This window comes from Mesorhizobium sp. WSM4307 (assembly GCF_007003945.1).
Taxonomy (GTDB): Bacteria; Pseudomonadota; Alphaproteobacteria; order Rhizobiales; family Rhizobiaceae; genus Mesorhizobium.
Genome location: NZ_VFTB01000012.1, coordinates 231,579 through 255,470, shown reverse-complemented (window position 1 = coordinate 255,470; position 23,892 = coordinate 231,579). Strand labels below are relative to the sequence as shown.

The following is a 23,892-nucleotide window of genomic DNA, read 5'->3' as shown; positions in this document are numbered from 1 at the left end:
CTTCAAAACAAAAATGCCGCCGTCGCCGGGTTCGGTCCGTCGCGGCCATCGGCCGAATCCATGCCCGCGATCGTCTTCAGGTCCTGCGCGTCCAGCTCGAAGTCGAAGACATCGAAATTGGCCGCGATGCGGTCCTGGCGGACCGATTTGGGGATGACGATCAGCCCTTGCTGGAGATGCCACCGGATGATCGTCTGCGCGGCGGATTTGCCGTGCTTGCGGGCGATGCCCGCGATCGTCGGATCGCCGAGCAGCCGGCCGCTGCCGAGCGGGCTCCAGCTCTCCGTCTGGATGTCATGCCCGGCATGAAATTCCCTGAGCGCGCGCTGCTGGAAACGCGGATGCAGCTCGATCTGGTTGGCCACCGGGACCACGCCGGTCTCGCCGATGATGCGCTCCAGATGGTCCCTGTTGAAATTCGAAACGCCGATCGACTTGATGCGCCCCGCCTGCTTCAGCTCGACAAGGGTCTTCCAGGCCTCGACATATTTGTCGCGGCTGGGCACCGGCCAGTGGATCAGGAACAGGTCGATCTGCTCGATGCCGAGCTTCTTCATCGTGTCGTCGAAGGCGCGGAGCGCCGCGTCGCGCTCGTGCGCGCCGTTGCGCAGCTTCGAGGTGATGTACAGCTCGCTCCTCGGCACATCGGCGGCGCGGATCGCCTCGCCGACGCCCTCCTCGTTCTGGTAGCCCTGCGCGGTGTCGATCAGCCGGTAGCCGGCCTTGATCGCCCAGCCCACCACGTCGGCGGTGATGCCGCGATCGACCTGCCACACGCCAAGGCCCAGCTGGGGAATGGCGGTGCCGTCGTTCAGCGTGATCGGTTCGGGCATGGTCGGATCCTTTGCGAAGAAATGTCCGGGCGGTCGCCCGACCCAGCCTATCTAAGGCACGTGCCGGGACGACGACCAGTCGCCGGCGGATAAATTCGCCGGCGACTCACGGACTTGATGTCTTCGTCAGGAGAACCGGCTCATTTCGGCCGGCGCACCGCCCGCACCATCGGGGTGGAAGTGCTGCCGCAGAACAGGCGGTCGCCACCGTCGGATTCCAGCCCCGAGACGGTCATGCCGGCAGGCATGTCGAGCCTCTCCAGAAGCTTGCCGGTTTTCGGGTCGACGCGGCGCAGATCGCTCTCGTCGCCCTCCAAGGTGGCGTGCCACAATTCGCCATCCACCCAGGTCACACCGGTGACGAAGCGGCTGGATTCGATGCTGCGCAGGATTTTCCCGGTCTCGGGGTCGATCTGGTGGATCTTGCGCTCGCGGTACTGCCCCACCCAGAGCGTGCCTTCGGCCCAGGTGAGCCCGGAATCGCGGCCGCCGCCGGGCGCCGGGATCGTGGCGAGCACCGCGCCGGTATCGGGATCGATCTTCTGGATGCGATCATTGGCGAGCTGGAAGAAATGCCGGCCGTCAAAGGCGGTGCCGGCATGTGCGGCGACATCGATCGAACGCAGCGTCTGACCGCTTTGCGGATCGAAGGCGTTCAGCCTGTCGCCCGAGGCAAACCAGACGTTCTCGCCGTCATAGCTCACCCCATGTATCCGCTCCACACCCGGAAAGGGTCCGTATTCGCACAGGATTTCGGCCGGTGAATGCTTCATGTCTTGATCCTCGATTGTGGTCGTCATCCGCTGATCTTCGGTACGGGATTTAGGCGTGTCGAGATTCCGGTCAGGCCGGCCTCACCTGAATCTCGCCACAACTTAGCCGTTCGGCAGCGGCGCCGGGAGTAACAAGGTGGTCGTGAATCCGGCCACCGGCGGCGTCATCCAGCGGCGCGCCCGGCCATGGCCGAAAGACTGCACCTTGCCGGCCTCGGCGAGCGGCTCGAGCGCCCGCTGCACGCTGCGCTGGCCGGTTCCGAGCGCCAGCGCCAACGCCGAGCTCGACCAGGCTTCGCCATCGGCGAGCAAGGCCAGCACGGCGGCGTGCCGTTCTTCGATCGGCCGCGCCAGCACCATCACCGCGCGCGCCAGGCGCGGCGCCAGCGTGAAACCGCGCTTGGTGGCGCTGATGTCGGCAAGTGCTGCAAGCTCGGCGCGCAGCCGGCCGATCTCGACGCGCAGCCGGGCGCGGTGCGATTCATCGGCATGCTTGCCGCCAAAGGCCCGCGCCACGAGTTCCTCGCGCGAGACATCTCCGGGCGAGGCTTCTGCGAGTGCGCGCGCCAGCGCGAACAGCACCGGCCGGCTCGCCAGCGAGACTGTTCGGTCCCCGGCGCGCACGGTGTAGCGAAAGGCATCGACGACCAGCGCCGGCGATGCCTGCAGCGCCTCGACCTCCTCGAGCAGCAACGGCCGCTCCGTGCCTTGGGTGATCAGCCGCGCCGCCGGCGTTTCCAGCGCCAGGGATGCGCTGTCGACTTCGGCCATGAGGCCTGGAATACCCGCCTGGCGGGCGGCGTTGCGCGCCCATTCCAGCGCCGCGCGCGCCGGCCGGGTCCGCAGGCGCCGCATGGCGATGCCGGCGACGGCGAGCTCATGCGCGGCCCGTGCAGCTGGCGGCAGCGGCGTCGGGTCGAGCCCGGCCAGCACATGCTCGGCCTCGTCGAGCCGGCCGATCAACAGTAGGCGCCGCACCTTGAGATGACCCGCATGCGCCGCGTTCAGCCGGTCGCCATGCTTTTCCAGCGTCGTGCGCGCCGCGTCGAGCGCCTTGGCCGGCCAGCCCAGGTCACGCGAGACCAGCGCGATCTCGGCCTCGGCGACGATGCATCTGGCGCGCGCGACGGCCTCTTTCGGGCTGAAGGCGCGCGCCGCCCGCCGCAACAGAAGCTTGGCGCGGTCGAAGTCGCCGAGCTGCGCCATGGCGATGCCGCGCAGCGCCAGCGCCGGCGCATCCTCGCGCAAGGCGACGCGGTCGAGCGCGCCGAGCGGATCGCCCGCCGCCAGCGCCAATGCCGCCGCGGTGATCAGCGAGTCCATGCAAATCCCGTCAAACTTGTAACTCCCACCGCGGCACGTTTGCGCCCTAGCTTAAATCACCACCGCCGGTCAGCAAGTCGCAACGGCGCGATGGAGACCTAGCCATGTGGCTGAGGCCGTCATCGGCACCGTTGACGCCAATTCCGGCACTCGCTAGCCTGAGCATCTCAGGTATTAACAGTAAGCATCTCATTAGGGATAGTTGAAAATGCCTGCAACCGACAATCTCGAACACACCGCACGGCCCCGCCACCCCTGCTGCGCCGGGCCGGACGATTCCAATCCCGTCGCGGATGTAACTCACCCCACCCCGCCTCATCGCTCTACCCTGGATCCCAACGCGATCGCAGGCCGCGACGGCGCCATGACTGACAGAGGAGAAGACCAATGACCAAGCACATGACGATGAAGACCCCGCCGGTCGTTTCGCGGCAGGAATGGGACGCCGCCCGCGAAAAGATGCTGGTGAAGGAGAAGGCGACGCTCCGCGCCAAGGATGCGCTCGCCGCCGAACGCCGGCGCATGCCGTGGATGGAAGTGGACAAGGCCTATGTGTTCGAGGGCCCCAACGGCAAGGCAAGCCTGCTCGACCTGTTCGAAGGCCGCCGCCAGCTGATCGTCTACCGCGCCTTCTACGAGCCGGGCGTCTATGGTTGGCCCGATCATGCCTGCCGCGGCTGCTCGCTCGGCGCCGACCAGGTCGGCCACCTCGCCCATCTCAACGCCCGCAACACCACGCTGGCCTACGCCTCGCGCGCGCCGCAGGCTGACATTGTCAGGCTGAAGGCGCGGATGGGCTGGGAGATGCCCTGGTACACGATCACCGACAGCTTCGACAAGGATTTCGGCGTCGACGAATGGCACGGCCACAACGTCTTCATCCATGACGGCGACCGCGTCTTCCGTACCTATTTCATCAGCATCCGCGGCGACGAGCAGATGGGCACGGTCTGGAGCTATCTCGATGCCACCCCGCTCGGCCGCCAGGAGATCTGGGAGGATTCGCCCGAAGGCTATCCCCAGACGCCGCTCTACAGCTGGTGGAACTGGCACGACAATTACGAAGCTGGCGCCGACAAGAAATGGGCCGAAGTGGCCGCCGCCGGCGAAGCCGCCTTCAGGGACAAGGGTGAGTAGCAGGAACTGGCGAGAACCAAGCCCCTGTCCAGCCTGGGTTCCTCGCTCGAGCGAGGTGGCTCGGCGAAGCCGAGACGGAGAGGCTGCGCCCGAAGGTCCCCTCTCCGTCCGCTTCGCGGACACCTCTCCTCCGCCTGTAGCGGGGGCGAGGAACCCAAGTTCTGACGGGCCGCAACCATCACGGGATCAAGATCATGAGCGATATCCATTCTGGTACCGGCAGCGCGACCCCTGAAAACACCAGCACCCTTGGCATCGCCGACTGGCTATGCCTCGCGGCGGCACCCACCTTCGCCCTGATGGCCCTGCTCTCCTGCCTTCAAGGCGGCGACGCGGCGATGCTGTGCATGGGCGCCTCGCCGCTGACCGGCCCGTTAACCGGGATGCCGGCCATGTATCTCCTGATGAGCGCCTTCCACCTGGCGCCCTGGCTGCGGGTGATTTCCGGCCGCCAGATTCGATAGCGCCGGCGCGCGCCGCCTGCATCAAACATCCCACATTTCGGAGAAGGCAGATGAAGCTCGTCAGGCTTAGAGCGCCGGGTGGCCTGGACAGGCTCGACCTGGTCGAGGAAGATCCGCCCCAGCCGGGACCCGGCGACGTGATGGTCAGGATCCGCGCCTGCTCGCTGAACATGCGCGACGATTTCGCCGTGCAGGGCAAGACACCCCTGGCCGACCGCCGCGTTCCGCTGTCCGACGGTGCCGGCGACGTGATCGCCGTCGGCAGCAATGTCGATGCGCTCAAGCCCGGCGACAGCGTCGTCAGTGTCTTCTATCCCTGGTGGCTGGATGGCGACATGACGCCCGCCACCAGGCGCGACATCCCGGGAGAAAGTTTCGACGGCTTCGCCAGCGAATATGTCTGCATGCCCGCGCAGGCCTTCACCAAAGCTCCCGCGGGCTATACGCACGCGCAAGCGGCGGCGCTCACCTGCACCGGCGTCACTGCCTGGCGAGGCCTGGTCGTGTGCGGCAAGGTCAAGCCCGGAGACACGGTTCTGGTTCTCGGCACCGGCAGCGTGTCGCTGTTTGCGCTGCAATTCGCCAAGGCCGCCGGCGCCAGGGTCATCGCCACCTCCTCCGATGAGGAAAAGCTGGAGCGGTTAAGCCGCCTCGGCGCCGACGCCGTCATCAACTACAAGGCCGTGCCGGACTGGAGCCGCAAGGTTCGAGAGTTGACGGACGGACGCGGCGTCGATCACGTGATCGAAGTCGGCGGCCCGGCCACGCTGGCGCAATCCCTAACCGCCTGCCGGACAGGCGGCCACATCGCCCTGATCGGCGTGCTCACCGGCTTTGCGGCTGATGTCTCGATCCCGGCCATATTCTCGAACCAGATCCGCATCAGCGGCATTTCGATCGGCAGCCGGGCGGACCAGGAGGACATGATCCGCGCGATAGAGGCCAATCGCATCAAACCCGTCATCGACCGCCGCTTCCCCCTGCGCGAGATAGCCGCCGCCTTCACGCACTACGCAGCGCGGAAGCATTTCGGCAAGGTATGCCTGGAGGTTTGAGCCCTGCGTGACCGCAGCGATCGCGAAACGACTGCAACGTGCCCTCACCCATCGACCGCCTGGACCGTCAGTGCCTGCATGACTTCGGCTTCGAAGGCGCCGGGCATCTGGCCAGCCTCGGCCAGTTGCCTTGCGTGCCAGTCGCGCGCCATGCGGCCATCGGCCAGGAGGACGGCGCGGTTGCACAGTCCCGGCACCGCTTCCACGACATGGGTGGAGATGATGACGGCATGGCGGCCACTGGAAGCCAGGGCCAGGATGATGCGCTTCACCTCAAAGCCGGCGAGCGGATCGAGGCCGTTCAGGGACTCATCGAGGATCAGCAGCGGTGGCGCGCCAAGCAAGGCCGCGGCAATGGCGATCTTGGCCCGCGTGCCGAGTGAATATTCGGCGATCGGCCGTTCAATCCAGCGCTTGAGCCCGAGCCGTTCGGCGACATCGACGCCAGGCCAGTCGTCTTCGGCGCAACCGCGGATCGAGGCGACGAGTTGAAGGTATTGCCGCCCGCTCAGCGCCGCCGGCAGGTCGGATGGATCGACGGCAAGGCCGAAGCCTGACTTGGCGCGTTCCGGTGCCCTGGCAAGGTCGGCGCCGTCGATCGCCACGGTCCCTCCGAGCGGCCGGATCTGGCCCGTGATCGCCCTGAGCAAGGTGGACTTGCCCGAGCCGTTGGCGCCGAGCAGGCCCAGCACGTCGCCCCGTTCGAGCGACAGATCGATGCCGCTGACGACCGCGCGACGACCATACCCGGCGCTGAGCCCGCGAACCGCGAGGATTTCGGCGGGATCGACGCTGCTATCCATGGCGATATCTCCGTTGCGCCTGGTGCCACAGAAACAGGACAAGGGCGGCAAAGCCGATCAGCACCGTGCGCCCATATTCGAGCGTCTCGTAGCTGGCGTAGGCAATGGCGCCGAGGAAGCTCAGCGCGGCAACGAACGGCGCGGTCATGAAATAGGCGGCAAACACCGCATAGGCGCCGTTCAGCGCCAGCAGCCAGAAGCCGCTGGCGAGCGGCATCGCCCAGGCCGACGGCTCCGCCGCCAGGGCGGCGCCCGCCGGCAAGAGAAAGAAGGCAAGCGACAACTGCAGCGGCAGCCGCGCCAGGCGCAGCCAGGCCCTGACGAAGCCGAGCGGAGCCGTGCGCAGCACCGGCGAGCCGAGCGGATGGAACCGAGCGCTCAGCATGAACACCAGAAGGCCCCCGGTCAGCCCTGCCATGGCCGCCGGCACGGCATCATGGTGGACAAGGCTGATGGAGCCGGCAACGACCGCCGCGAGGCCGAAAAGGATGCCTGCTCCCGCCAGCCGCCATGAAAACCTTACGCGCCCGGCGGGCAGACCCCAGGCCCAGCTCGAGAGCCAGGCCGGCGTCGATCGATCGAAGGCGCCGAGCGACGGGCGGCGCCCGCCCGGATCGCTCACCGGATCGGTATTGTCGGCGTGGACCAGGCCGCGAGCGCTCCGCAGGCGCAGCACCGCCGCCGCGCCAAATCCGGCGCCAAACAGCATCGCGGCACCGAGACCCCAGGCCGGCGCCAGTGGCTTTGCGATGACGAAACAGCCAAGGCCCACTGTCGCCGCGACGATGAAGGCAAGGGGAACGCCCAGCGCGCATGCCGCCACCGCCGCCATGCGCCGGCGCTCCATGAGTGAAAGCGGCAGTGCTTTCAGGAACGGCGCGAAGGCACACGACAGGCAAAGTCTTGCGATTGCACTGCCGGCGAAGCCGCCAAGGCAAAGAAGCGATCCCGGCAGGCCGGCCGTCCACAGCGCCTGTGCCTGCCGCAGCGCGGTGGATGCCGCCTGCAAGGCGACGACGATGTCGGCAATGGCGTAGGCGAGCAGCGCCCCGCCGCCAGCGACGATCCATGCAAGGTCGCGTCGGCGCATCGAGCGCAGGCCAGCCGAGAGCTCGCGCCAAATCAGGGTCAGGACAAGCCTGTCGTGCCGCATTGTTCCATCTTTGCGATCGCCAGCGGTTGGACATCGACATAGGTCGGCGACGATTGTGCCGCCAGTAGGGCCGTCGTGGCTCAGTCCCCGGGACGGACGTATATCAGCAACCGCTAATTGACAGTCTACGGGAAACAGCGCTCACTGGCCCGTACAGGTGGATCGCAGCATCAGGCGGGCGATATCGACCGCCGGCGTCACCCTGGGGAGGATGCCATGCCAACCGTAATCGGCCATCACAACATCTCGAAAGACAGCAAGCACTGGCTCAGTTCACCCAAGCGCAAGGAGCTTTTCGGCTCGCTGGGGATCACCAACATCCGCACCTTCGTCGATCCGCAGAACCCGAAGCGGGTGGCCGTGATGATGGACGTGCCGGACATGGACAAGATGGCCGCGCTGATGCAGAGCAAGGCGGCCGCCGACGCCATGGCGCACGATGGCGTGGTGCCGGAATCGCTGGTGATCCTCGTCGAAGCGAAAGCGTAGCCGCGCCAGATCAGGCACTTCAGGTTGCGATGTCGTTGACGGGCAGCAAGGGCTTGGGCAGGTCAGCCTCGCCAAGTCCGGCGCGCAGTTCGATCTCGATGTCGCGGCAGATCTGCGAGATCGGAACGTCGTTGGCATTGCCTTCGAATGGGTTGGCGCTGCCCTCGCCGACCTGGTCGAGAGACATGTAGGCCCAGCCCAGAATGGTCGTTCCGGCTGGTGGCGCGGGGTCTCTCCCGCGCCCACGCAATCACCTCAATTACCTCAATTGCACTTCGGCTTGGCGCTGTTGCAGGCGTCGACGAGCTCGGCCGGCGGATCCTTGTGGAAGACGGTCTTGAAGGATTCCAGCACGTTGGACTGCACCACCGGCAGCGACTGCACGCCGACCCAGGCCGGCGTGGGTTGCCCGATCAGCGCCTTCATCATCGCCATCGCTTCGGCCACACCCTGGTCATAGGGGCGCTGAGAGCCGGTAGCCTTGAGCGGGCCGCCCTTGGCGATTTCGATCGCCGACTGCAGGCCGAGATCGACCGTGGTGATCGGAATGTCGATGCCTTGCGCCCGCATCGAGGACAGCGTGTCCAGCGCCGGCTGGTCCCAGACCGCGAACAGGCCCTTCACATCCGGATTGCCGGTGAGGAAGTCGCCGGAGATCTGCGAGACCTTCGAGGGATCGGTGAAGTCGACCTGCTTCATGACGATGTCGGGCCGGTTCTTCTTCATCCACTCGCCGACGCCCTTGGTGCGCTCATTGGTGCTGAAATAGTCGACGCCGAAATTCACCAGGCCGATCGTGCCGCCCTTGGGCATGCAGGAGGCCAGGATCTGCGCAGCGATCTGGCCGTTGCCCTGGCTGTCGGCCGAGATCATCGAGGCAAAATCCTTTGGAGATGAGAGGCCAACCGGGATGCTATCCATGAACACCAGCTTGATGCCGGCCTCGCCCACCTTCTTGTAGGTCGGCGCCGTCGCGGTGAAATCGACGGGAATGGAAATGATGCCGTCCGGATGCTGCTGGATGGTGTTCTCGATATCGGCGATCTGCTTGTCGACCTGATATTCGGCCGACGCCACGCCGGTGACGGTGACGCCATATTTGGCCAGCGTTTCGCTAATGCCTTGCACCTGCAATTGCGACCAGTCGAGGTTCACCGTCTGCATGGAAATGCCGACCTTGAACTTGCCGGCCTTGACCTTGGCGGCCTCGTCATCGGTCAGCTTCAGCTCGTCGGGCGAGGCTGCCTTTTCACCGTGCGGGCCTTGGCCGACAATGCCCTTGGGGCCGAGCGTCGCCATGTCGACGCCGCTAACGCAGGTGTCCGGCGTTTGCGCGAGGCTGAGGGTCGTCGACAGCGCGAAGGCGCTGGCGGCGAGGCTCAATGTGCAGAAAAGCGAGTGAACCGATTTCATGACTTCCTCCGTTGATTGTTGATATTGTCTTGCCGTTTGGAGCCGGCGGCTTCTGCTGATTTCCGCGTGCGCCTTACCTCCTCGTGAACGCGACAGCGGCGACGATGATTGCTCCTTTAATGACGAGTTGCAGTGACGAGCTGACGCCGAGCAGCACCAGCCCGTTGTTGAGCGTGCCGATGATCAGGCTGCCGAGCAGCGTGCCGAGCACGAAGCCGCGGCCGCCGAACAGGCTGCAGCCGCCAAGGATGACCGAGGCGATGACATCGAGCTCCATGCCTTGCACCACATCGGGCCGCGCCGCGTGCGAGCGCGCCGACAGGATCAGCGACGCCAGCCCGGCGAGCGTCCCGGTCAGCACGAAGGCAAGCGTCGTGACCTGCTTGATATGCACGCCGGAATAGAGCGCGGCCGTCGGGTTGCCGCCGGCGGCGTAAACCCGCCGCCCATAGACGCTGTAGTGCAGCAGCAAGATGCCGGCGATGGTGACGCCGAGCGTCCACAGGATCGGCGCCGGGATACCGAGCACCGAGCCTTCGCCGAAGATCGCGAAATAGTACTCGTTGGTGATGATGACCGGCTTGGTGTTGGTGACCATCAGCGCCAGCCCGCGTGCGCCGCTCAGCGTGCCCAATGTCACCAGGAAGGACGGGATTTCCAGACGCGTGGTCAAGACGCCGTTGAGCAGCCCGATCAGCGCCCCGGTGCCCAGCCCGGCCACGGCGCCGACGACCCAGTTGTTGGCGACAAAGGCCATCGCCAGCGACGCGCTCATGCCCGAAAGTGCCAGCGTCGAGGCCACCGACAGGTCGATCTGCCTGGAGATGATGACGAATGTCATGCCCACCGCAATGATCGACACCAGCGTCGTCTGACGGCCGATGTTGAGAAAATTGTCGATAGACAGGAACCATGGTGACGCCAGGCTGAAAACGATCAGCATGACGGCGAAGGCGACATAGAGCATGTAGGGACGCTCGCCCTTGAGCAGATGCTGCAAGGCCGAGCGCCCGCTCGGTTGGTTGGTGGCGGCTTTTGCCGGGCTCTGGATGTCGGTCATGCCGCGTGCTCTTCCGATGGCTGCGAAAGTTGAATGAGGTGATGCAGGTCCTCGGCGCTGCCGAATTCCGGCCGCGCGATCGTCCTGGTGATGCGGCCATCGACGACGATCGAGATGCGGTCGCAGAGCTGCAGCAGTTCGGAGAGATCCGAAGACACCAGCAGCACCCCGCTGCCGGCCGCCGCAGCAGTGCGAATGACGCCGTAAATCTCCTCGCGCGCGCCGACATCGACCCCGACCGTCGGCTCGTCGAGCAACAGCACGCGCGGTCGTGGCTCGTTCCATTTGCCGAACACGACCTTCTGCTGGTTGCCGCCCGACAGGTTCTTCACCATGGTCGACGCGCTCGGCGCCTTTACCGCTAGCCTGCGCATCGCCGCATTGGCGTGTTCGCTCGCCGGCCGGCGCTGCAGCCAGCCAAGGCGCGAGAAATAAGGCAGCCGCGGCAGGGTCAGATTGCGCTCGATCGAATGTTCGAGGACCAGGCCCTGGACGTGCCGGTCCTCCGGCACCAGTGCGATGCCTTGCCCGATCGCCGCCGCCGGGTCTGTTCCCTTCAGCGACACGCCGTCCAGGCTGGCCTCGCCCGACTGGATGGGCCGCAGGCCGAAGATGGTCTGCAGGATTTCGGTGCGTCCGCTGCCGATCAGCCCGGCAAGGCCGTGGATTTCGCCCGCGCGCAATTCGAGACTGGCCCCGTCGAGCCGGTCATTGCTGACGCCTTTCAATTCGAGCACGGGCTTTTCAGAGGAACCGGCGGACGGCGCCTGCCCTTGTCCGGATGCGGCGCCATCTGCTTTCAGCACAGCGTGATCCGGCCCGACGATCGCGCCGACCAATTGCCGCATATTGGTTTGCGCCGTGACGAAAGTCCCGGCGTTCTGGCCGTCGCGGAACACCGTCACCCGGTTCGAAATGCGGAACACTTCGTTGAGGCGGTGGGTGACGTAGATCACCCCGACGCCGCGTGCTGCGACTGCACGGATCGCCTCGAACAGGATCTTCTCCTCATCATCGGTCAGCGCCGAGGTCGGCTCGTCGAGGATGAGCAGGCGGACATCGCCCATCAGCGCCTTGGCGATCTCGGTCATCTGGCGATAGGCGAAGGGCAGCGAGCCGACCATGGCGCGGGCATCGAGCGGAATGTTCTGCGATTTGAGGAAGGCCTCGGCCTGCGCCACCAGCTGGCGCTTTTTCAGGAAGCCGAGCCGCGTCTGCGGCTCTCGCCCCAAAAGCAGATTGTCGGCGACCGACAGCGACTCGACCAGACTCAGATCCTGGTAAACCACCGCCACGCCGGCATCGCGCGACTGGGCGGGCGAAGAAAACGAGACAGGCTTCCCGTCGATTTCGATCGAGCCGCCATCATGCACGTGCACGCCGCTCAGGATCTTGATCAGCGTCGACTTGCCGGCGCCGTTTTCGCCGAGCAGTGCGTGGACTTCACCGGACAGGATCTCGAGGCTGACGCCGCGCAGCGCATTGACGCCGCCGAACCGCTTCCTGACGCCCTCGACGCGCAGCAAGGGAGCCTCGGAAATCAGCGCAATCGAACCCTGTTCGACCATGACGCCCGCACTTCCTCCCGTTGACGCGTCCCCTACCCCCGTCGAGTCCCTTTTGAGACTTCTCTTACTTTTTTTGTGACTTTTCCATCAGACCAGTAAAATGTCAAACGGCCTGCGGCAGGAATGAATCCGGCCCGACCTCGCCATGTTCGGTGATGATGGCGTCGAAGCCGTCCATGGCCGAAAAAAAGGCCCGCTTGAGCTTGCCGATCTTGCTCGAGTCGATGACCAGATAATTTTCGCGCGCCAGGCTCATCACCTTCTGCTTCACCACCGCTTCGTGGAAATGCTCGCAGGTGGCGCCGCGCTTGGCGTCGACGCCGGCGGCCGACAGGAAGGCTGCGTTGATGCCGACGCTGTTCAGAATGTCGAAATCATGCGTGCCCGAGAAAGACGCCGAGGCCGGATGATAGACACCACCCAGCATGATGATGGTGACATTGGGCTTGCGGCTCAGGCGTTCCGCGACATTCATGGCGTAACATATTGCCGTTATTTGATAATTGTCGGGAATGAGATCGATCAGATGGATCAGCGTCGTGCCGCAGTCGATGAAGATCGTCTCGTCGGGCCGTATCTTGCGCACCGCATGCACACAGGCTTCGCGCTTTGCCGCCGCATGGCTGTCGGCCGCGGTCGCCAGTTCATAGGGAATATCGGCCTCGATCTCGGCCGCCGCCAATATGTGCCCGCCGAGATAGGCGATCTGCCCCTGGTTGGTGGCGATGTCACGCCGCACCGTCATCTCGGAAACGCCGAGCAGCGCTGCCGCTTCGCTGAGATGGATAACCCGCCGCTGCGACAGCAGATCGATAAGCCGTGCCGTCCTTTGCGCCTTGCGAGCCGTCATGCGTGGGCCTGTGCATCCCTTGAAATGTGAGGATTTTAACAACCGCTCGCATTTGGTTGCAAGCCCTGCGTCCCGCTTCGCTCTAGATCTCTTTAGGTGCGGCGCGAAAGATAATCGCGAAGGCGATGCAAGCGCCGTTGAATCTCCAGCTTATCGAAGAGAAATGGGCCGCCGCCGGGTCTATAGCTCGCGAGATCTATGACCACGTCTTGAACAAGCTGATCGTCGGGATGGGCCGCGTCGAGCAACGCTTCCAGATTGTTGTCGGCTGCCAGGCTGGTGTCCTCCCCGCTGACGAACCTTGTCAGCAGCAAGCTGAGGTCGTCCACGATGTCAGCCCTTCCCCGCCCCGAACCGCAACCCGTCCATCAACAGCTTGACCAGCCGCCGCGAACGGTCGCGCCACTCCGGCGTATCGGGCGCTGAGTAGATGCCCGACAGCGCGTACAGCACGTCGGAGGCATCGACGTCGCCACGGATGGTGCCGTCGGCCACCGCCGCCTCGACCAGTTGGCGCAAGGCCTGCGAGACCCGCCCCGACGTGTCGGAGAACAGGGTGGAATTGGTTGTCAGCAGGATGCGCAGGCTGGTCGCCAGGCCACGCTTGGTGGCGATGTAGTCGACGAAGCGCCGCATCCATTCTTCCAGCGCGACATCGGAGGGATGTTTCGCGGCAAGCTCGCCGGCGGCGGCGCACAGCGCCTCGACCTCGCGGCGGTAGACCACCTCGACCAGATGCTCGCGCGTCGGGAAATGCCGGTAGAGCGTGCCGATGCCGACGCCGGCGCGACGCGCGATCTCCTCCAGCGAGGCATCGATGCCGCGCTCGGCAAACACCGAAGCCGCCACCTCGACCAGCCGGTCGCGGTTGCGCCGGGCATCCGCGCGCAGCGGCTTTTCCTCTGCGGCGGTCTTCGTTTCGGCGATCGCGGACGGCTCGACGGCCAATTTTTTCTCCACATTGTGTCAGGGGCTTGAACCCGGCCGGGTCAGCCCCCACGTAATAAACGGAGGCACCTCCGCTTTAGTGGAGTGCCTTCATCATATAAGAAGGGGAACGGGTATGTCACGTCTTTCAAAGCCGCAAGCCACAGCTCCCCTGCCAGCCGGGGATTGACGAAGACGCCCTTGCCCTCCCCCGCCCCGACACCAGATCATTCCCCTCAGCGTCAAGCAACTGGAGCCAGACGCCCATGACGAAAATCCCCGTCCATCTCGACATCAACGGCCGGCACCACGAATTGCAGATTGAGCCGCGCGTGACGCTGCTCGATGCTCTGCGCGAGCGGCTCGGCCTGACCGGCACCAAGAAGGGCTGCGACCATGGCCAGTGCGGCGCCTGCACCGTGCACATAGACGGCGAGCGCGTGCTGGCTTGTCTGACGCTGGCCGCGCAAGCCGAGGGCCGCGCCATCACCACCATAGAGGGGCTTGCACGGGAGGGCGAACTGCATCCCGTGCAGGCTGCCTTCCTCGAACGGGACGCCTTCCAGTGCGGCTATTGCACGCCCGGCCAGATCATGTCGGCGGTGGCCTGCATCCGCGAGGGCCATGCCGGCTCCGACGAGGAAATCCGCGAATACATGGCCGGCAATCTCTGCCGCTGCGGCGCCTATCCGCACATCGTTGCCGCCGTCCGCCAGGCAGCCCAGGAGTTCGCATCATGAGGGATTTTTCATACCTGCGCGCCACTTCCACTGACGCCGCACGCCAGGCGGCCGCCCTGCCCGGCGCCATGCTGCTGGCCGGCGGCACCACGCTGATCGACCTCGCCAAATGCGGCGTCGCCGAGCCCGACACGTTGGTCGACATCACCCATCTCAAGGGGCTCGACCGGATCGCGGTCGACGAGCGCGGCGCCACCATCGGCGCGCTCGCCAGAATGGGCCATGTCGCCGACCATGCCGACATCAAGAGCCGCTTCCCCGCCATCTCGGAAGCGCTGTGGCAGGCGGCGTCGGCGCAGATCCGCAACATGGCGACCATCGGCGGCAATCTGATGCAGCGCACGCGCTGCCCCTATTTCCGCGATCCCGTGAATTTTGCCGCCTGCAACAAGCGTGTATCAGGCAGCGGCTGTTCGGCCATCGGCGGAGTCACCAGGGGACACGCGGTGCTCGGCACCAGCGAGGCCTGTATCGCCACGTACCCTGGCGACCTCGCCACCGCCTTGGTCGCCTTCGACGCAACAGTTCATCTGGGCGAGCGCAAGCTTCTGGTGGACGACTTCTTCCTGCTGCCCGGCACCACGCCCGACAGGGAACACGCGATCGAGCCGGGCGAGATGATCACCGCAATTGCAATCCCCGGCTCCGCAGCAGCCCGCCGCTCGACCTATCTGAAGATCCGCGACCGGCAATCCTATGAATTCGCCGCCGCGAGTGCCGCTGTCGGCATCGAATTCGAAGCAGATGGCCGCACCATCCGCGATCTGCGCGTCGCGCTCGGCGGCGTCGCGACCAAGCCCTGGCGCGTCCGTGCCGTGGAAGACGCCCTGAAGGGGAAGGTGCTGGAGCCGGAAACCGTCCGTGCCGCCAGCCTGCTCGCCGTCGAAGGCGCCGTCGACCATGGCGCCAACCATTACAAGATCGAGCTCGCGCCGCGCGCTGTCGCGCGCGCCATCCTCAAATTGGGAGAGACGGCATGACCGTTCACAACATCAGAGTTGGTGAATCGAAACGGGGCGACGCCTCCGACGGCACACTGGCGGAGGCCGTCGGCGGCCGGCTGTCGCGCGTCGACGGCCCGGCCAAGATCACCGGTGCCGCGAAATACGCGGTCGAACAGCAGCTCGAAGGACTGGCTTACGCCGTGCTGGTCGAAAGCACGATCGCCTCGGGCAAGGTACGCGCGATCGACACGGCAAGCGCTGAAGCCTCGCCCGGCGTGCTGCGAGTGCTGACGCCGGATACCATCATCAGCCTGAGGACCGCGTCGGACTGGCTCGGCACGCCGCCGCCGGACAAGCCCTATTGCCCGCTGGCCCGCGACATCACCTTCTCGGGCCAGCATGTCGCGGCGGTTGTCGCCGAAACCTTCGAGCAGGCGGTCGCCGCGGCGGCCCTGGTCAACGTCAGCTACGACGAGACGCCTTCCATCGTCGACCTCAGCGACGGCAAGGCCGGTGACGGCATTGCGATCGACGCCATGACCAAGGAATGGGGCGATGCGCCCGCCGCCTTCGCCGCCGCGCCGGTGCGCATCTGCGCCGCCTACAACACGCCGCGCGAATACCAGGCGCCGATGGAGCCGCATGGCCTGATTGCGCGCTGGGAAGGTGATCGTCTGACCGTGTGGGAGCCGAGCCAGTGGCTCGACGGCATGGCCCGCACCTATGCCGAATGGTTCGAAGTGCCGTTCGAGAATGTGCGGCTGGTCTCGCCCTATATTGGCGGCGGCTTCGGCTCCAAGGCGCTGGCGCTGAGCCACGGTGCGGTGGCGGCAAGTGCCGCCAAAATGATCGGCCGCCCGGTGAAGCTGGTGATGACGCGGCCGCAGACCTTTACCGGCTATGGCGGCCGCGCCGCGACGCGCCAGACCGTGACCATCGGCGCCGACCGCGACGGCGTGATCCAGTCGATCGTGCATCGCGGCGTCAATGAAACGTCCATCGACGGCATGTGGGTCGAGCCGCTGGGTTCGGTCACCTCGATCATGTACGCGACGCCGAATTTCTCCTCGAAGCAGAATGTCGTGCGGGTCAATTCCGTGGTGCCGGGCGCCATGCGCGCGCCGGGCGAAAATCCCTCGGCCTTCGGCATCGAAAGCGCCATCGACGAGCTCGCCTATGAGGTCGGCATCGATCCATTGGAAATCCGCCTGCGCAACTATGCCGAACAGGATCCGCACACGAAAAAGGCCTGGTCGACCAGGCAGTTGCGCGAGGCTTTTGCCGCGGGCGCCGAACGCTTCGGCTGGTCCAGGCGCTCGCCGAAACCGCGCTCGATGCGCGACGGCAACCAGCTGATCGGCTGGGGCGTCGCCGCCGGCACCTATCCGGTGCGGCGCGCCTATGGCGAGGCTGTCGTGCGCATCCTGGCCGACGGTTCGGTCGAGGTCGAAAGCTCCTCGATCGACATGGGCCAGGGCACCTACACCATCCTGGCGCAGACCGCCGCCGAGACGCTCGGCGTGCCGGCCGACGATGTTGTGGTGAAGCTCGGCGACTCCCGCTTTGCCCGCGCCGGCGTCAGCGGCGGCTCACGGCTGGCCGGCGTGATGACGGGTGCTGTTCACAAGGCCGCGACCTCGGCGCTCGATCAACTGGTGGGGCTCGCCATCAGTGATCCGCGCTCGCCCTTCCACGCACTGCAGGCCAACACTCTGGTTGTCGCCAATGGCCGCATCGGCTCGCCGCGCGGCGACGGTCCCGATGTCTCGATCGCCGAACTGCTCAAGAGCGTCGGCCGCGACCGCATCGAGGCGACCGGCGACACCATGCCGGCCAATTCGACCGCCGAGGACCGCTACAAGAACTACACCACCATCGCCATGGCGTTGCCGCACACCGAGGGCGACTATTCGCGTTATTCCTGGTGCGCGCATTTCATCGAGGTCCGCGTCGACGAGGATTTCGGCACGGTGCGCGTCTCGCGCGTGGTATCGGCGCTGGATTCCGGCCGGCTCTACAACCCCAAGCTCGCCGAAAGCCAATGGAAGGGCGGCATCATCATGGGCATCGGCCAGGCGCTGCTGGAAGAAGGCATCATGGATCGCCGCCATGGCCGCATCGTCAACAACAACCTCGCCGACTACCTTGTGCCGACCAATGCCGACATCCCGGACATCGAGGTGATCTCGGTCGGCATTCCCGACCCGCACTCCTCGGCGCTCGGCGGCAAGGGTGTGGGTGAACTGGGCATCGTCGGTGTCGCGCCCGCGATCGCCAATGCGGTGTTCCACGCGACGGGGAAGAGGGTACGCGATTTGCCGATCACGCTGGAGAAGCTGATCTGAAATGGAGCGCGTAATCTCCTTTTGCGGTGGAGATTACGCGCTCGGTCACTTTCGCCCCTACCACTCCAGCCCGAACACCAGCTTGCCGAAGTGCAGGCCGCCGGCGGCCATGTGGGCGTAGGCCTCGGTCGCCTCGTCAGGTGAAAACACCTTGTCGACGACCGGCTTGATCCCCGCGGCGCCGATGGCGCGGGCGGCGTCGCGAAGGTCGGACACCGACCCGGTGTTGTTGCCGATCACCTTCAGCGCCTTGATGATGATCGGCAGCAGGTTGATCGTGGCCTCGGCGCCGGTGACGAAACCGATGGTGAACAGCGTGCCGCCGGGCGCGGTGGCGTTGACGGCGCGGGCGAAGGTGGCGGTGCCGCCGGTCTCGACGACGAGGTCGGCGCCGAGCCCGCCCGTCAGCTCAAGCACCTTGCCGTCCCAGTCTGACGTCGCGCGGTAGTTGATGAGATGATCGGCGCCCAGCGCCTTCGCCCGTTCCAGCTTCTCGTCCGACGACGAGGTGATGATGACGGTGGCGCCTGCGGCTTTCGCCAGCTGCAGGGTGAAGATCGAGACGCCGCCCGTGCCGAGCAGCACGACGACCGAGCCCGGCCCGACATTGGCGGCGCGGATGGCGTTCCATGCCGTGGTGCCGGCGATCGGCAATGTCGACGCCGCCTCGAAGGAGAGATGCGCCGGGACCGGCACGAGCGAATTGGCCGGCAGCGCCACATATTCGGCCAGCGACCCCGGCAGCGAGATGCCGCGCATCTGCGTCATCTCGTAGGGCCGCGGCCGGCCGCCGATCCAGCGCGGCTTGGCATGGGCGACGACGCGATCGCCCGTGCTGAAACTCGTAACGCCCTCGCCCAGCGCGACGATCTCGCCGGCGCCGTCGGCAACGGGGATGAGCGGAAAGCTCGGGCCCGGATAATTGCCGCTCGCCACCGCGACATCGACGAAATTGAGGCTTGCCGCACGCTGGCGGATCAGCACCTCGCCGCGCTGCGGTTCGGGGGTGGCGACGGTGGCGGCACGGAAGGCGTCGAGCCTGGGTTGGCTCAGTTCGATGGCTTTCATGGTTTCACTCCGGTGAGATGATTGAGGGTTGAGTGAACCTATCTGTTGCGCTATTTATGGATAATCGTTCCATTTTGCATTTGAGTAATGCGAAACATGCAGCAATCTCATGAACCGGCGGCCCTTGCCGAAATGGCGGCCTTCGCGGCCATCGCCGAGGCGCGCTCCTTCACCAGGGCGGCGGCGCGTGTCGGGCGCGACGCGACCATCCTGTCGCGGCGCCTGCAATCGCTGGAGGAGCGGCTGGGGGTCAGGCTGCTGCATCGCACGACACGCAGCGTGTCGCTGACCGAAGCCGGTGCCGAATTCCTGGTGCGCGTGCGCGCCATCCTCGCCTCCGTCGACGAGGCCGAGGCCGCCGCGTCGGCGCATGCCGGTGGCAGCCCGCGCGGCCTGCTCAGGCTGGCGCTGCCTGGCACGTTCGGGCGCATGTGGATTGGACCGCTGCTGCCGCAATTCCTTGCCGAATTTCCCGATATCCGCATCGAGGCCGAATTCTCCAACCGCTTCGCCGATCTGGTCGCCGAGAATTTCGACGTCGCCGTGCGGCTCGGCGCGCTGGAGGATTCGCGCCTGGTGGCACGCAAGGTGGCGACGCGGCGCCGGCTGCTTTGCGCCGCCCCCGCCTATCTCGCCCGAAGAGGCAGGCCACGGACGCCGCAGGCGCTGCTCGAACATTCCTGCCTGGGCTTCAGCGGCTTCCAGACCTTTCCGGCCTGGGAGATGACCGACCACGAGGGCCGGCGCGCACGCGTCGAGGTTTCCGGGCCGTTGGTCAGCGACGATGCCGAGGTGCTGGTCGAGGCCGCGGTGCAGGGCCTCGGCCTGATGATGAGCACCGACTGGCTGATCGGACGCGAACTCGCCGACGGACGGCTGGTGCCTGTCCTGGAGGAGTGGACGCTGGCCGATGAAGGCGCGGTCTATGTCGTCGTGCCCTCGGCCAAGGGACAAGCCGCCAAGACCCGCGCCTTCGCCGACTGGATCGGTAAGCGATTTTCGCCGGAGCCACCCTGGCGAAGGTAAGGGCGACGTAGCGGGCGTTCGCGCCGGCGATCGAACGCGGTGCACACACCCCAAAAAAAGGGGAGATAGGCACTTCCGGCGGTCGCGCCCTACCCTTTCGCCGCCAGCAAATTCGCATCCCGCGCCAGCCGCCAGCGGCCGTCATTCTCCTTGCGCAGCAACGTCAGCGTATAGCCCGACCGATGCACCGGCTCGCCGCCGGGCGGTGTCGCCGTCATATCGATGCGGTTGCGTATATAGGCCCAGTCGCCGAGCAGTTTGAGCTCAACGATCTCGCTGTCGCCATCGATCTTGGTCTCTCCCATGCTCCTGGAGGTGGCGGCGAAGGCTTCCTTGCCGAAGGGCTCCTTGCCGGGAACCATGAAGACGACATCGTCCGTCATCAGGCCAAGCACGGTCTCCAGATCGCCATTCCGGCTCGCCGCCATCCAGGTCTCGACCACGTGGCGGATCGCGGTTGCGTCATCGGTCATCGGTTTATCTCCTTGCAATCGTCGGCGATCGGATTGTCGTAAATACCTAGTGCAATCGCCTTCGCCAGCAACGCCGCAGGCGGAACCCGAGCGCTATCGCCCGCGTTTTGTGACGGAGGACTCCACGAAATGGAGAAGGACAATGGCAAGCGCAGCTGACCGCGATCCGCGGCACCACACACAGAAGATGCAGAAGGCATTCAAGGAGATTCAGGACCACCTGCGGGAAGATGTCGCAAAGGTCGATGAGCCCCAGTTCAAGGCGATGTTCGAGACGTCGGCGGAGGTTCTGGGCGGATTGATCAAGGCGTTCCAGGATTATGAGCAGAAGAATGAAGCAGCTTGGCGGTAGCCTGGCTTCGTCGTGAAAAAAGAGAGGCAGGACCATGTCCGCGTCCGCGACTGTCAATGTCCGCTATATGGTCAGCGATGTCGATGACGCCGTGGCCTGGTACACGCAGCATCTGGGGTTTGAGCAACTTTCGAACCATGCGCCGGCGTTCGTGGACGTCAGACGCGGAGCGCTTCGCCTGCTTTTGAGCGGTCCGACCAGCTCGGCGGGCAGACCGATGCCCGACGGTGAACAGCCGGGACCCGGAGGTTGGAACCGCATTCATCTGATCGTCGAGGACCTGGCGGCGGAGGTCGCCCGGTTGCGCACTGCGGGCCTCAACTTCCGCAATGAAATCGTGACGGGGCCAGGCGGCTCGCAGATCTTGCTGGTCGACCCTTCCGGCAATCTGGTGGAACTGTTCGAGCCGGCCAAGAGCAGATAAGCGATCCACTCAGGGGAGATTGGCAGCTCGCCGGTTTTCACCAATCTCTATATGATGCCCCCCGCCACGGTGGGGACCGATAATGAAAAGCGCGCTGGCAATCGTCGCACTAGCACTTGTAGCCACCCCTTTCGCCCATGCCGCACCTTGCGACTGGTCGCCCGGATGGAGGAGGACGAAGGCGGCGAGGCCGATTGACTCTGCCGACGAGGGAAGAGACCGGCAGCGTCAATGCCTCACTTCCCCTGCCCCTTCATGAACTGGCTGAGCAGATCCACCGGCAGCGGGAACACCACCGTCGACGAGCGCTCGCCGGCAATGTCGTGCAGGGCCTCGAAATAGCGCAGTTGCATGGCCTGCGGCTCGGCCGCCAGCATCCGGCCCGCCTCGACCAGTTTCGCCGCCGCCTGCTGCTCGCCATCGGCATTGATCACCTTGGCGCGCCGCAGCCGCTCGGCCTCGGCCTGCTTGGCGATGGCGCGGATCATGCTCTCGTTCAGGTCGACATGCTTGATCTCGACATTCGAGACCTTGATGCCCCAGGCGTCGGTGCGCTGGTCGAGGATCTCCTGGATGTCGCTGTTGAGCTTGTCGCGCTCGGCCAGCATCTCGTCGAGCTCGTGCTTGCCGAGCACCGAGCGCAGGGTGGTCTGCGCCAGCTGGTTGGTGGCGGCCATGTAGTCCGCGACCTGGATGATCGCGCGCTCGGCGTCGACGATGCGGAAATAGAGCACCGCGTTCACCTTCACCGAGACGTTGTCGCGCGAAATCACGTCCTGCGGCGGCACATCCTGCACCACCACCCGCAGGTCGACCTTCACCATCTGCTGCACGAAGGGGACGAGGATGATGAGGCCAGGACCCTTGACCCCGGTGAAGCGGCCAAGCGTGAAGACCACGCCGCGCTGATATTCCCTGAGGATACGGACAGCCGCCGACAGGAACATGATCACGACCAGCGCAACGACCAGATAGGCCACATAACCAACCATCATTGTCTTGCTCCATTCCTTGCCGCATCGCGCCGCCGCACGGTCAGCACGAGGTCGCTTATCTCGGTCACCTCGACGCTGTCGCCGGCTGCGATCGGTTCGTCCGCCCTTGCCCGCCAGCGCTCGCCCAAAGCCAGCACATGGCCCTCGCCGCCCTGCCAGTCGAGGATCTCGACCGGCAGGCCGCGCATCGCCTCGCCGCCGACGCGCGGCGGGTTCTTGCGTGCCGCCCAGACATAGGTGCCGGTCAGCAGCGCCAGCCCAAGCGTCAGCGCGGCGGCGGGGCCGATGACGGCCCATGACATGGCAAAGCCCGGCCCCTCCACCCTCAGCAGCATGGCGGCGCCGAAAAGAAAGGCGGCCACGCCGCTGACCCCAAGCAAGACGGTGGGATTGAGGGCCTCGATGATGAGGAAGGCGATGCCGAGCAGCATCAGCGCAAGGCCGGTATAGTTGATCGGCAGGAGGTTGAGCGCATAGAGCCCGAGCACCAGGCAGATGGTGCCGATGACGCCGGGCGCGACCGCGCCGGGACTGGTGAACTCGAAGACGATGCCATAGACTCCGACCAGCATCAGGATGACCGCGATGTTCGGATCGGTGATGACCGAAAGAAGCTGGATGAACCAGCCGGGCTCCAGCGTCTCGACCGGCAGCCCCTTGGTCGCCAGCACCACTTTTTTGCCGGCCACATCGACGGTGCGCCCATCGGCCAGTTGCAACAGCTCGGTGGTGTCGTGTGCGACGAAGTCGATGACATGCTGCTGCAGCGCCGCATTGGCCGACAGGCTTGCCGCCTCGCGCACCGCCTTCTCGCCCCAGTCGCCATTGCGCCCGCGCAGTTCGGCGAGCGAGCGGATCAGGGCGACCGCGTCATTGGTCACCTTGGCCATCATCGCGTCGCCCGCCGGCCGACCATCCTCACCCTTCTGGTCGCCTTGGCCCTTTTGGTCGCCCCGGTTCTTCTGGTCGCCCTGGTTCTTCTGGTCGCCATTGTCGCCGCCCGGCAGCGACGGCAGCCCGCCGATCTCGACCGGTGTCGCCGCGCCGAGATTGGTGCCGGGCGCCATCGCCGCGATATGGGTAGCGTAGAGGATATAGGTGCCGGCACTCGCCGCATGGCCTCCGGCCGGCGCGACATAGCCGATGACGGGCACCGGCGAGGCCAGGATGTCGGCGATCATCTCGCGCATCGAGGTGACCAGCCCGCCGGGCGTATCGAGTTGCAGGATGATGACTGCGGCGTCCCGCTTGGCGGCGACATCGAGCGCTTCCTCGAGTTGCCTGGTGCTCGCCGGCCCGATGGCGCCGTCAATGGCGACGCTCAGCGCAACCTTCTCGTTCCCAGCCGAGGCGAAGGGAGAAAACGCAGCCGCGGCGACAAAAGCCACGGCAAGAAAGGCCACCCGCGCGAAGGACACGCTCAACGCTCCATGGACTCAATATGGGTGGTGTCCCGGCGAAGTCCAATGGGAAGCTGATGGCGTCGATTGGGGCGAAGGCCGATGTGACGGCGAATGGCGTTTCCCGCGCGGCACGTGCGAGGGGCGTTCGGCGACGCGCCGGTGTTGCATTGTCTCGCGCCTGGCGTCTTGGGCTGGATCGCACTGGAATTGCCCTGGAATGCGCCCCCGCGCTTTCCCGACCGCTGTCGCCGATCAGCCGCGGCCGATCGGCGCC

The 23,892-nt window shown here is 65.7% G+C and carries 26 protein-coding genes; 10 read left to right on the top strand and 16 right to left on the bottom strand.

Features of this window, described 5'->3' with window-relative positions; genetic code table 11:
- Window positions 1-2: 2 nt before the first annotated feature.
- From FJV83_RS28320 to FJV83_RS28310, 3 genes are all read right to left on the bottom strand, one after another.
- Entirely contained in the window at window positions 3-833 is an 831-nt protein-coding gene (locus FJV83_RS28320; protein WP_142885570.1) for an aldo/keto reductase, read from the bottom strand.
- Between the two features lie 140 nt (window positions 834-973).
- Window positions 974-1,606 (bottom strand): PQQ-binding-like beta-propeller repeat protein, encoded by a 633-nt coding sequence (locus FJV83_RS28315; protein ID WP_095789377.1) that lies wholly within the window; start codon window positions 1,604-1,606, stop codon window positions 974-976.
- Window positions 1,607-1,708: 102 nt separating this feature from the next.
- Window positions 1,709-2,929, bottom strand: coding sequence for a helix-turn-helix domain-containing protein (locus FJV83_RS28310; RefSeq protein ID WP_142885569.1), 1,221 nt, complete (start codon window positions 2,927-2,929; stop codon window positions 1,709-1,711).
- Between the two features lie 387 nt (window positions 2,930-3,316).
- On the opposite strand from FJV83_RS28310, the gene FJV83_RS28305 reads away from it, so the two are divergent.
- The 3 genes from FJV83_RS28305 to FJV83_RS28295 all read left to right on the top strand — a co-directional run bounded on the left by FJV83_RS28305 (window position 3,317) and on the right by FJV83_RS28295 (window position 5,585).
- Window positions 3,317-4,066, top strand: coding sequence for a thioredoxin family protein (locus tag FJV83_RS28305; RefSeq protein WP_142885568.1), 750 nt, complete (start codon window positions 3,317-3,319; stop codon window positions 4,064-4,066).
- 194 nt (window positions 4,067-4,260) lie between these two features.
- Window positions 4,261-4,530 (top strand): hypothetical protein, encoded by a 270-nt coding sequence (locus FJV83_RS28300; protein WP_095775183.1) that lies wholly within the window; start codon window positions 4,261-4,263, stop codon window positions 4,528-4,530.
- 50 nt (window positions 4,531-4,580) lie between these two features.
- Window positions 4,581-5,585, top strand: a complete 1,005-nt coding sequence (locus FJV83_RS28295; RefSeq protein WP_095775182.1) for an NAD(P)-dependent alcohol dehydrogenase — start codon at window positions 4,581-4,583, stop codon at window positions 5,583-5,585.
- Window positions 5,586-5,629: 44 nt separating this feature from the next.
- Here FJV83_RS28295 and FJV83_RS28290 read toward each other — a convergent pair whose 3' ends face one another.
- Both FJV83_RS28290 and FJV83_RS28285 read right to left on the bottom strand, forming a co-directional pair.
- Entirely contained in the window at window positions 5,630-6,388 is a 759-nt protein-coding gene (locus FJV83_RS28290) for an ABC transporter ATP-binding protein (protein ID WP_095775181.1), read from the bottom strand.
- On the bottom strand, window positions 6,381-7,541 hold the full coding sequence (locus FJV83_RS28285) for a hypothetical protein (protein ID WP_142885567.1): 1,161 nt from the start codon (window positions 7,539-7,541) through the stop codon (window positions 6,381-6,383). The genes FJV83_RS28290 and FJV83_RS28285 overlap by 8 nt, the downstream gene beginning before the upstream one ends.
- A gap of 216 nt (window positions 7,542-7,757) precedes the next feature.
- Between FJV83_RS28285 and FJV83_RS28280 the strand changes: the two genes are divergently transcribed.
- Window positions 7,758-8,030, top strand: a complete 273-nt coding sequence (locus tag FJV83_RS28280; protein ID WP_019859410.1) for a hypothetical protein — start codon at window positions 7,758-7,760, stop codon at window positions 8,028-8,030.
- A gap of 19 nt (window positions 8,031-8,049) precedes the next feature.
- On the opposite strand, the gene FJV83_RS28275 is transcribed toward FJV83_RS28280, so the two are convergent.
- The 7 genes from FJV83_RS28275 to FJV83_RS28245 form a co-directional block, all read right to left on the bottom strand.
- A complete protein-coding gene (locus tag FJV83_RS28275) occupies window positions 8,050-8,280 on the bottom strand; it encodes a bestrophin family ion channel (RefSeq protein ID WP_348629235.1) in 231 nt (76 codons plus the stop codon).
- Window positions 8,281-8,294: 14 nt separating this feature from the next.
- Complete coding sequence (locus tag FJV83_RS28270) at window positions 8,295-9,443, bottom strand: substrate-binding domain-containing protein (RefSeq protein ID WP_095789354.1); 1,149 nt, start codon at window positions 9,441-9,443, stop codon at window positions 8,295-8,297.
- Between the two features lie 73 nt (window positions 9,444-9,516).
- Complete coding sequence (locus FJV83_RS28265) at window positions 9,517-10,503, bottom strand: ABC transporter permease (RefSeq protein WP_095775177.1); 987 nt, start codon at window positions 10,501-10,503, stop codon at window positions 9,517-9,519.
- Window positions 10,500-12,071 carry a sugar ABC transporter ATP-binding protein gene (locus FJV83_RS28260; protein ID WP_095775176.1) on the bottom strand — a complete coding sequence of 524 codons (1,572 nt, stop codon included), beginning with the start codon at window positions 12,069-12,071 and terminating at the stop codon, window positions 10,500-10,502. The genes FJV83_RS28265 and FJV83_RS28260 overlap by 4 nt, the downstream gene beginning before the upstream one ends.
- Before the next feature lie 103 nt (window positions 12,072-12,174).
- Window positions 12,175-12,921, bottom strand: a complete 747-nt coding sequence (locus FJV83_RS28255) for a DeoR/GlpR family DNA-binding transcription regulator (RefSeq protein WP_095793513.1) — start codon at window positions 12,919-12,921, stop codon at window positions 12,175-12,177.
- A gap of 92 nt (window positions 12,922-13,013) precedes the next feature.
- The gene (locus FJV83_RS28250) at window positions 13,014-13,250 is read right to left on the bottom strand and encodes a hypothetical protein (protein WP_142885566.1); all 237 of its coding nucleotides are present in this window, start codon (window positions 13,248-13,250) and stop codon (window positions 13,014-13,016) included.
- A 4-nt stretch (window positions 13,251-13,254) separates the two neighbouring features.
- The gene (locus tag FJV83_RS28245) at window positions 13,255-13,869 is read right to left on the bottom strand and encodes a TetR/AcrR family transcriptional regulator (RefSeq protein ID WP_142885565.1); all 615 of its coding nucleotides are present in this window, start codon (window positions 13,867-13,869) and stop codon (window positions 13,255-13,257) included.
- Between the two features lie 245 nt (window positions 13,870-14,114).
- Between FJV83_RS28245 and FJV83_RS28240 the strand changes: the two genes are divergently transcribed.
- The 3 genes from FJV83_RS28240 to FJV83_RS28230 are packed head-to-tail and all read left to right on the top strand — an operon-like array spanning window position 14,115 to window position 17,877.
- Window positions 14,115-14,588, top strand: coding sequence for a (2Fe-2S)-binding protein (locus FJV83_RS28240; RefSeq protein ID WP_095789350.1), 474 nt, complete (start codon window positions 14,115-14,117; stop codon window positions 14,586-14,588).
- On the top strand, window positions 14,585-15,568 hold the full coding sequence (locus FJV83_RS28235; RefSeq protein WP_142885564.1) for a xanthine dehydrogenase family protein subunit M: 984 nt from the start codon (window positions 14,585-14,587) through the stop codon (window positions 15,566-15,568). Before FJV83_RS28240 ends, FJV83_RS28235 begins: the two co-directional genes overlap by 4 nt.
- Complete coding sequence (locus FJV83_RS28230) at window positions 15,565-17,877, top strand: xanthine dehydrogenase family protein molybdopterin-binding subunit (protein ID WP_142885563.1); 2,313 nt, start codon at window positions 15,565-15,567, stop codon at window positions 17,875-17,877. The genes FJV83_RS28235 and FJV83_RS28230 overlap by 4 nt, the downstream gene beginning before the upstream one ends.
- Before the next feature lie 57 nt (window positions 17,878-17,934).
- On the opposite strand, the gene FJV83_RS28225 is transcribed toward FJV83_RS28230, so the two are convergent.
- Window positions 17,935-18,945, bottom strand: coding sequence for an NAD(P)-dependent alcohol dehydrogenase (locus tag FJV83_RS28225; protein ID WP_095775171.1), 1,011 nt, complete (start codon window positions 18,943-18,945; stop codon window positions 17,935-17,937).
- Window positions 18,946-19,041: 96 nt separating this feature from the next.
- Between FJV83_RS28225 and FJV83_RS28220 the strand changes: the two genes are divergently transcribed.
- On the top strand, window positions 19,042-19,971 hold the full coding sequence (locus FJV83_RS28220; protein WP_095775170.1) for a LysR family transcriptional regulator: 930 nt from the start codon (window positions 19,042-19,044) through the stop codon (window positions 19,969-19,971).
- Between the two features lie 89 nt (window positions 19,972-20,060).
- On the opposite strand, the gene FJV83_RS28215 is transcribed toward FJV83_RS28220, so the two are convergent.
- Window positions 20,061-20,444: an SgcJ/EcaC family oxidoreductase gene (locus FJV83_RS28215; protein WP_095775169.1), complete on the bottom strand. Its 384-nt coding sequence runs from the start codon at window positions 20,442-20,444 to the stop codon at window positions 20,061-20,063.
- Between the two features lie 142 nt (window positions 20,445-20,586).
- Between FJV83_RS28215 and FJV83_RS28210 the strand changes: the two genes are divergently transcribed.
- Window positions 20,587-20,796: a hypothetical protein gene (locus tag FJV83_RS28210; RefSeq protein ID WP_095775168.1), complete on the top strand. Its 210-nt coding sequence runs from the start codon at window positions 20,587-20,589 to the stop codon at window positions 20,794-20,796.
- 34 nt (window positions 20,797-20,830) lie between these two features.
- On the top strand, window positions 20,831-21,220 hold the full coding sequence (locus FJV83_RS28205) for a VOC family protein (RefSeq protein ID WP_142885562.1): 390 nt from the start codon (window positions 20,831-20,833) through the stop codon (window positions 21,218-21,220).
- Between the two features lie 236 nt (window positions 21,221-21,456).
- Here FJV83_RS28205 and FJV83_RS28200 read toward each other — a convergent pair whose 3' ends face one another.
- Together FJV83_RS28200 and FJV83_RS28195 are read right to left on the bottom strand one after the other, a co-directional pair.
- Complete coding sequence (locus tag FJV83_RS28200; RefSeq protein ID WP_095775166.1) at window positions 21,457-22,215, bottom strand: slipin family protein; 759 nt, start codon at window positions 22,213-22,215, stop codon at window positions 21,457-21,459.
- Window positions 22,212-23,633 carry a nodulation protein NfeD gene (locus FJV83_RS28195; RefSeq protein WP_142885561.1) on the bottom strand — a complete coding sequence of 474 codons (1,422 nt, stop codon included), beginning with the start codon at window positions 23,631-23,633 and terminating at the stop codon, window positions 22,212-22,214. The genes FJV83_RS28200 and FJV83_RS28195 overlap by 4 nt, the downstream gene beginning before the upstream one ends.
- Between the last annotated feature and the right edge of the window lie 259 nt (window positions 23,634-23,892).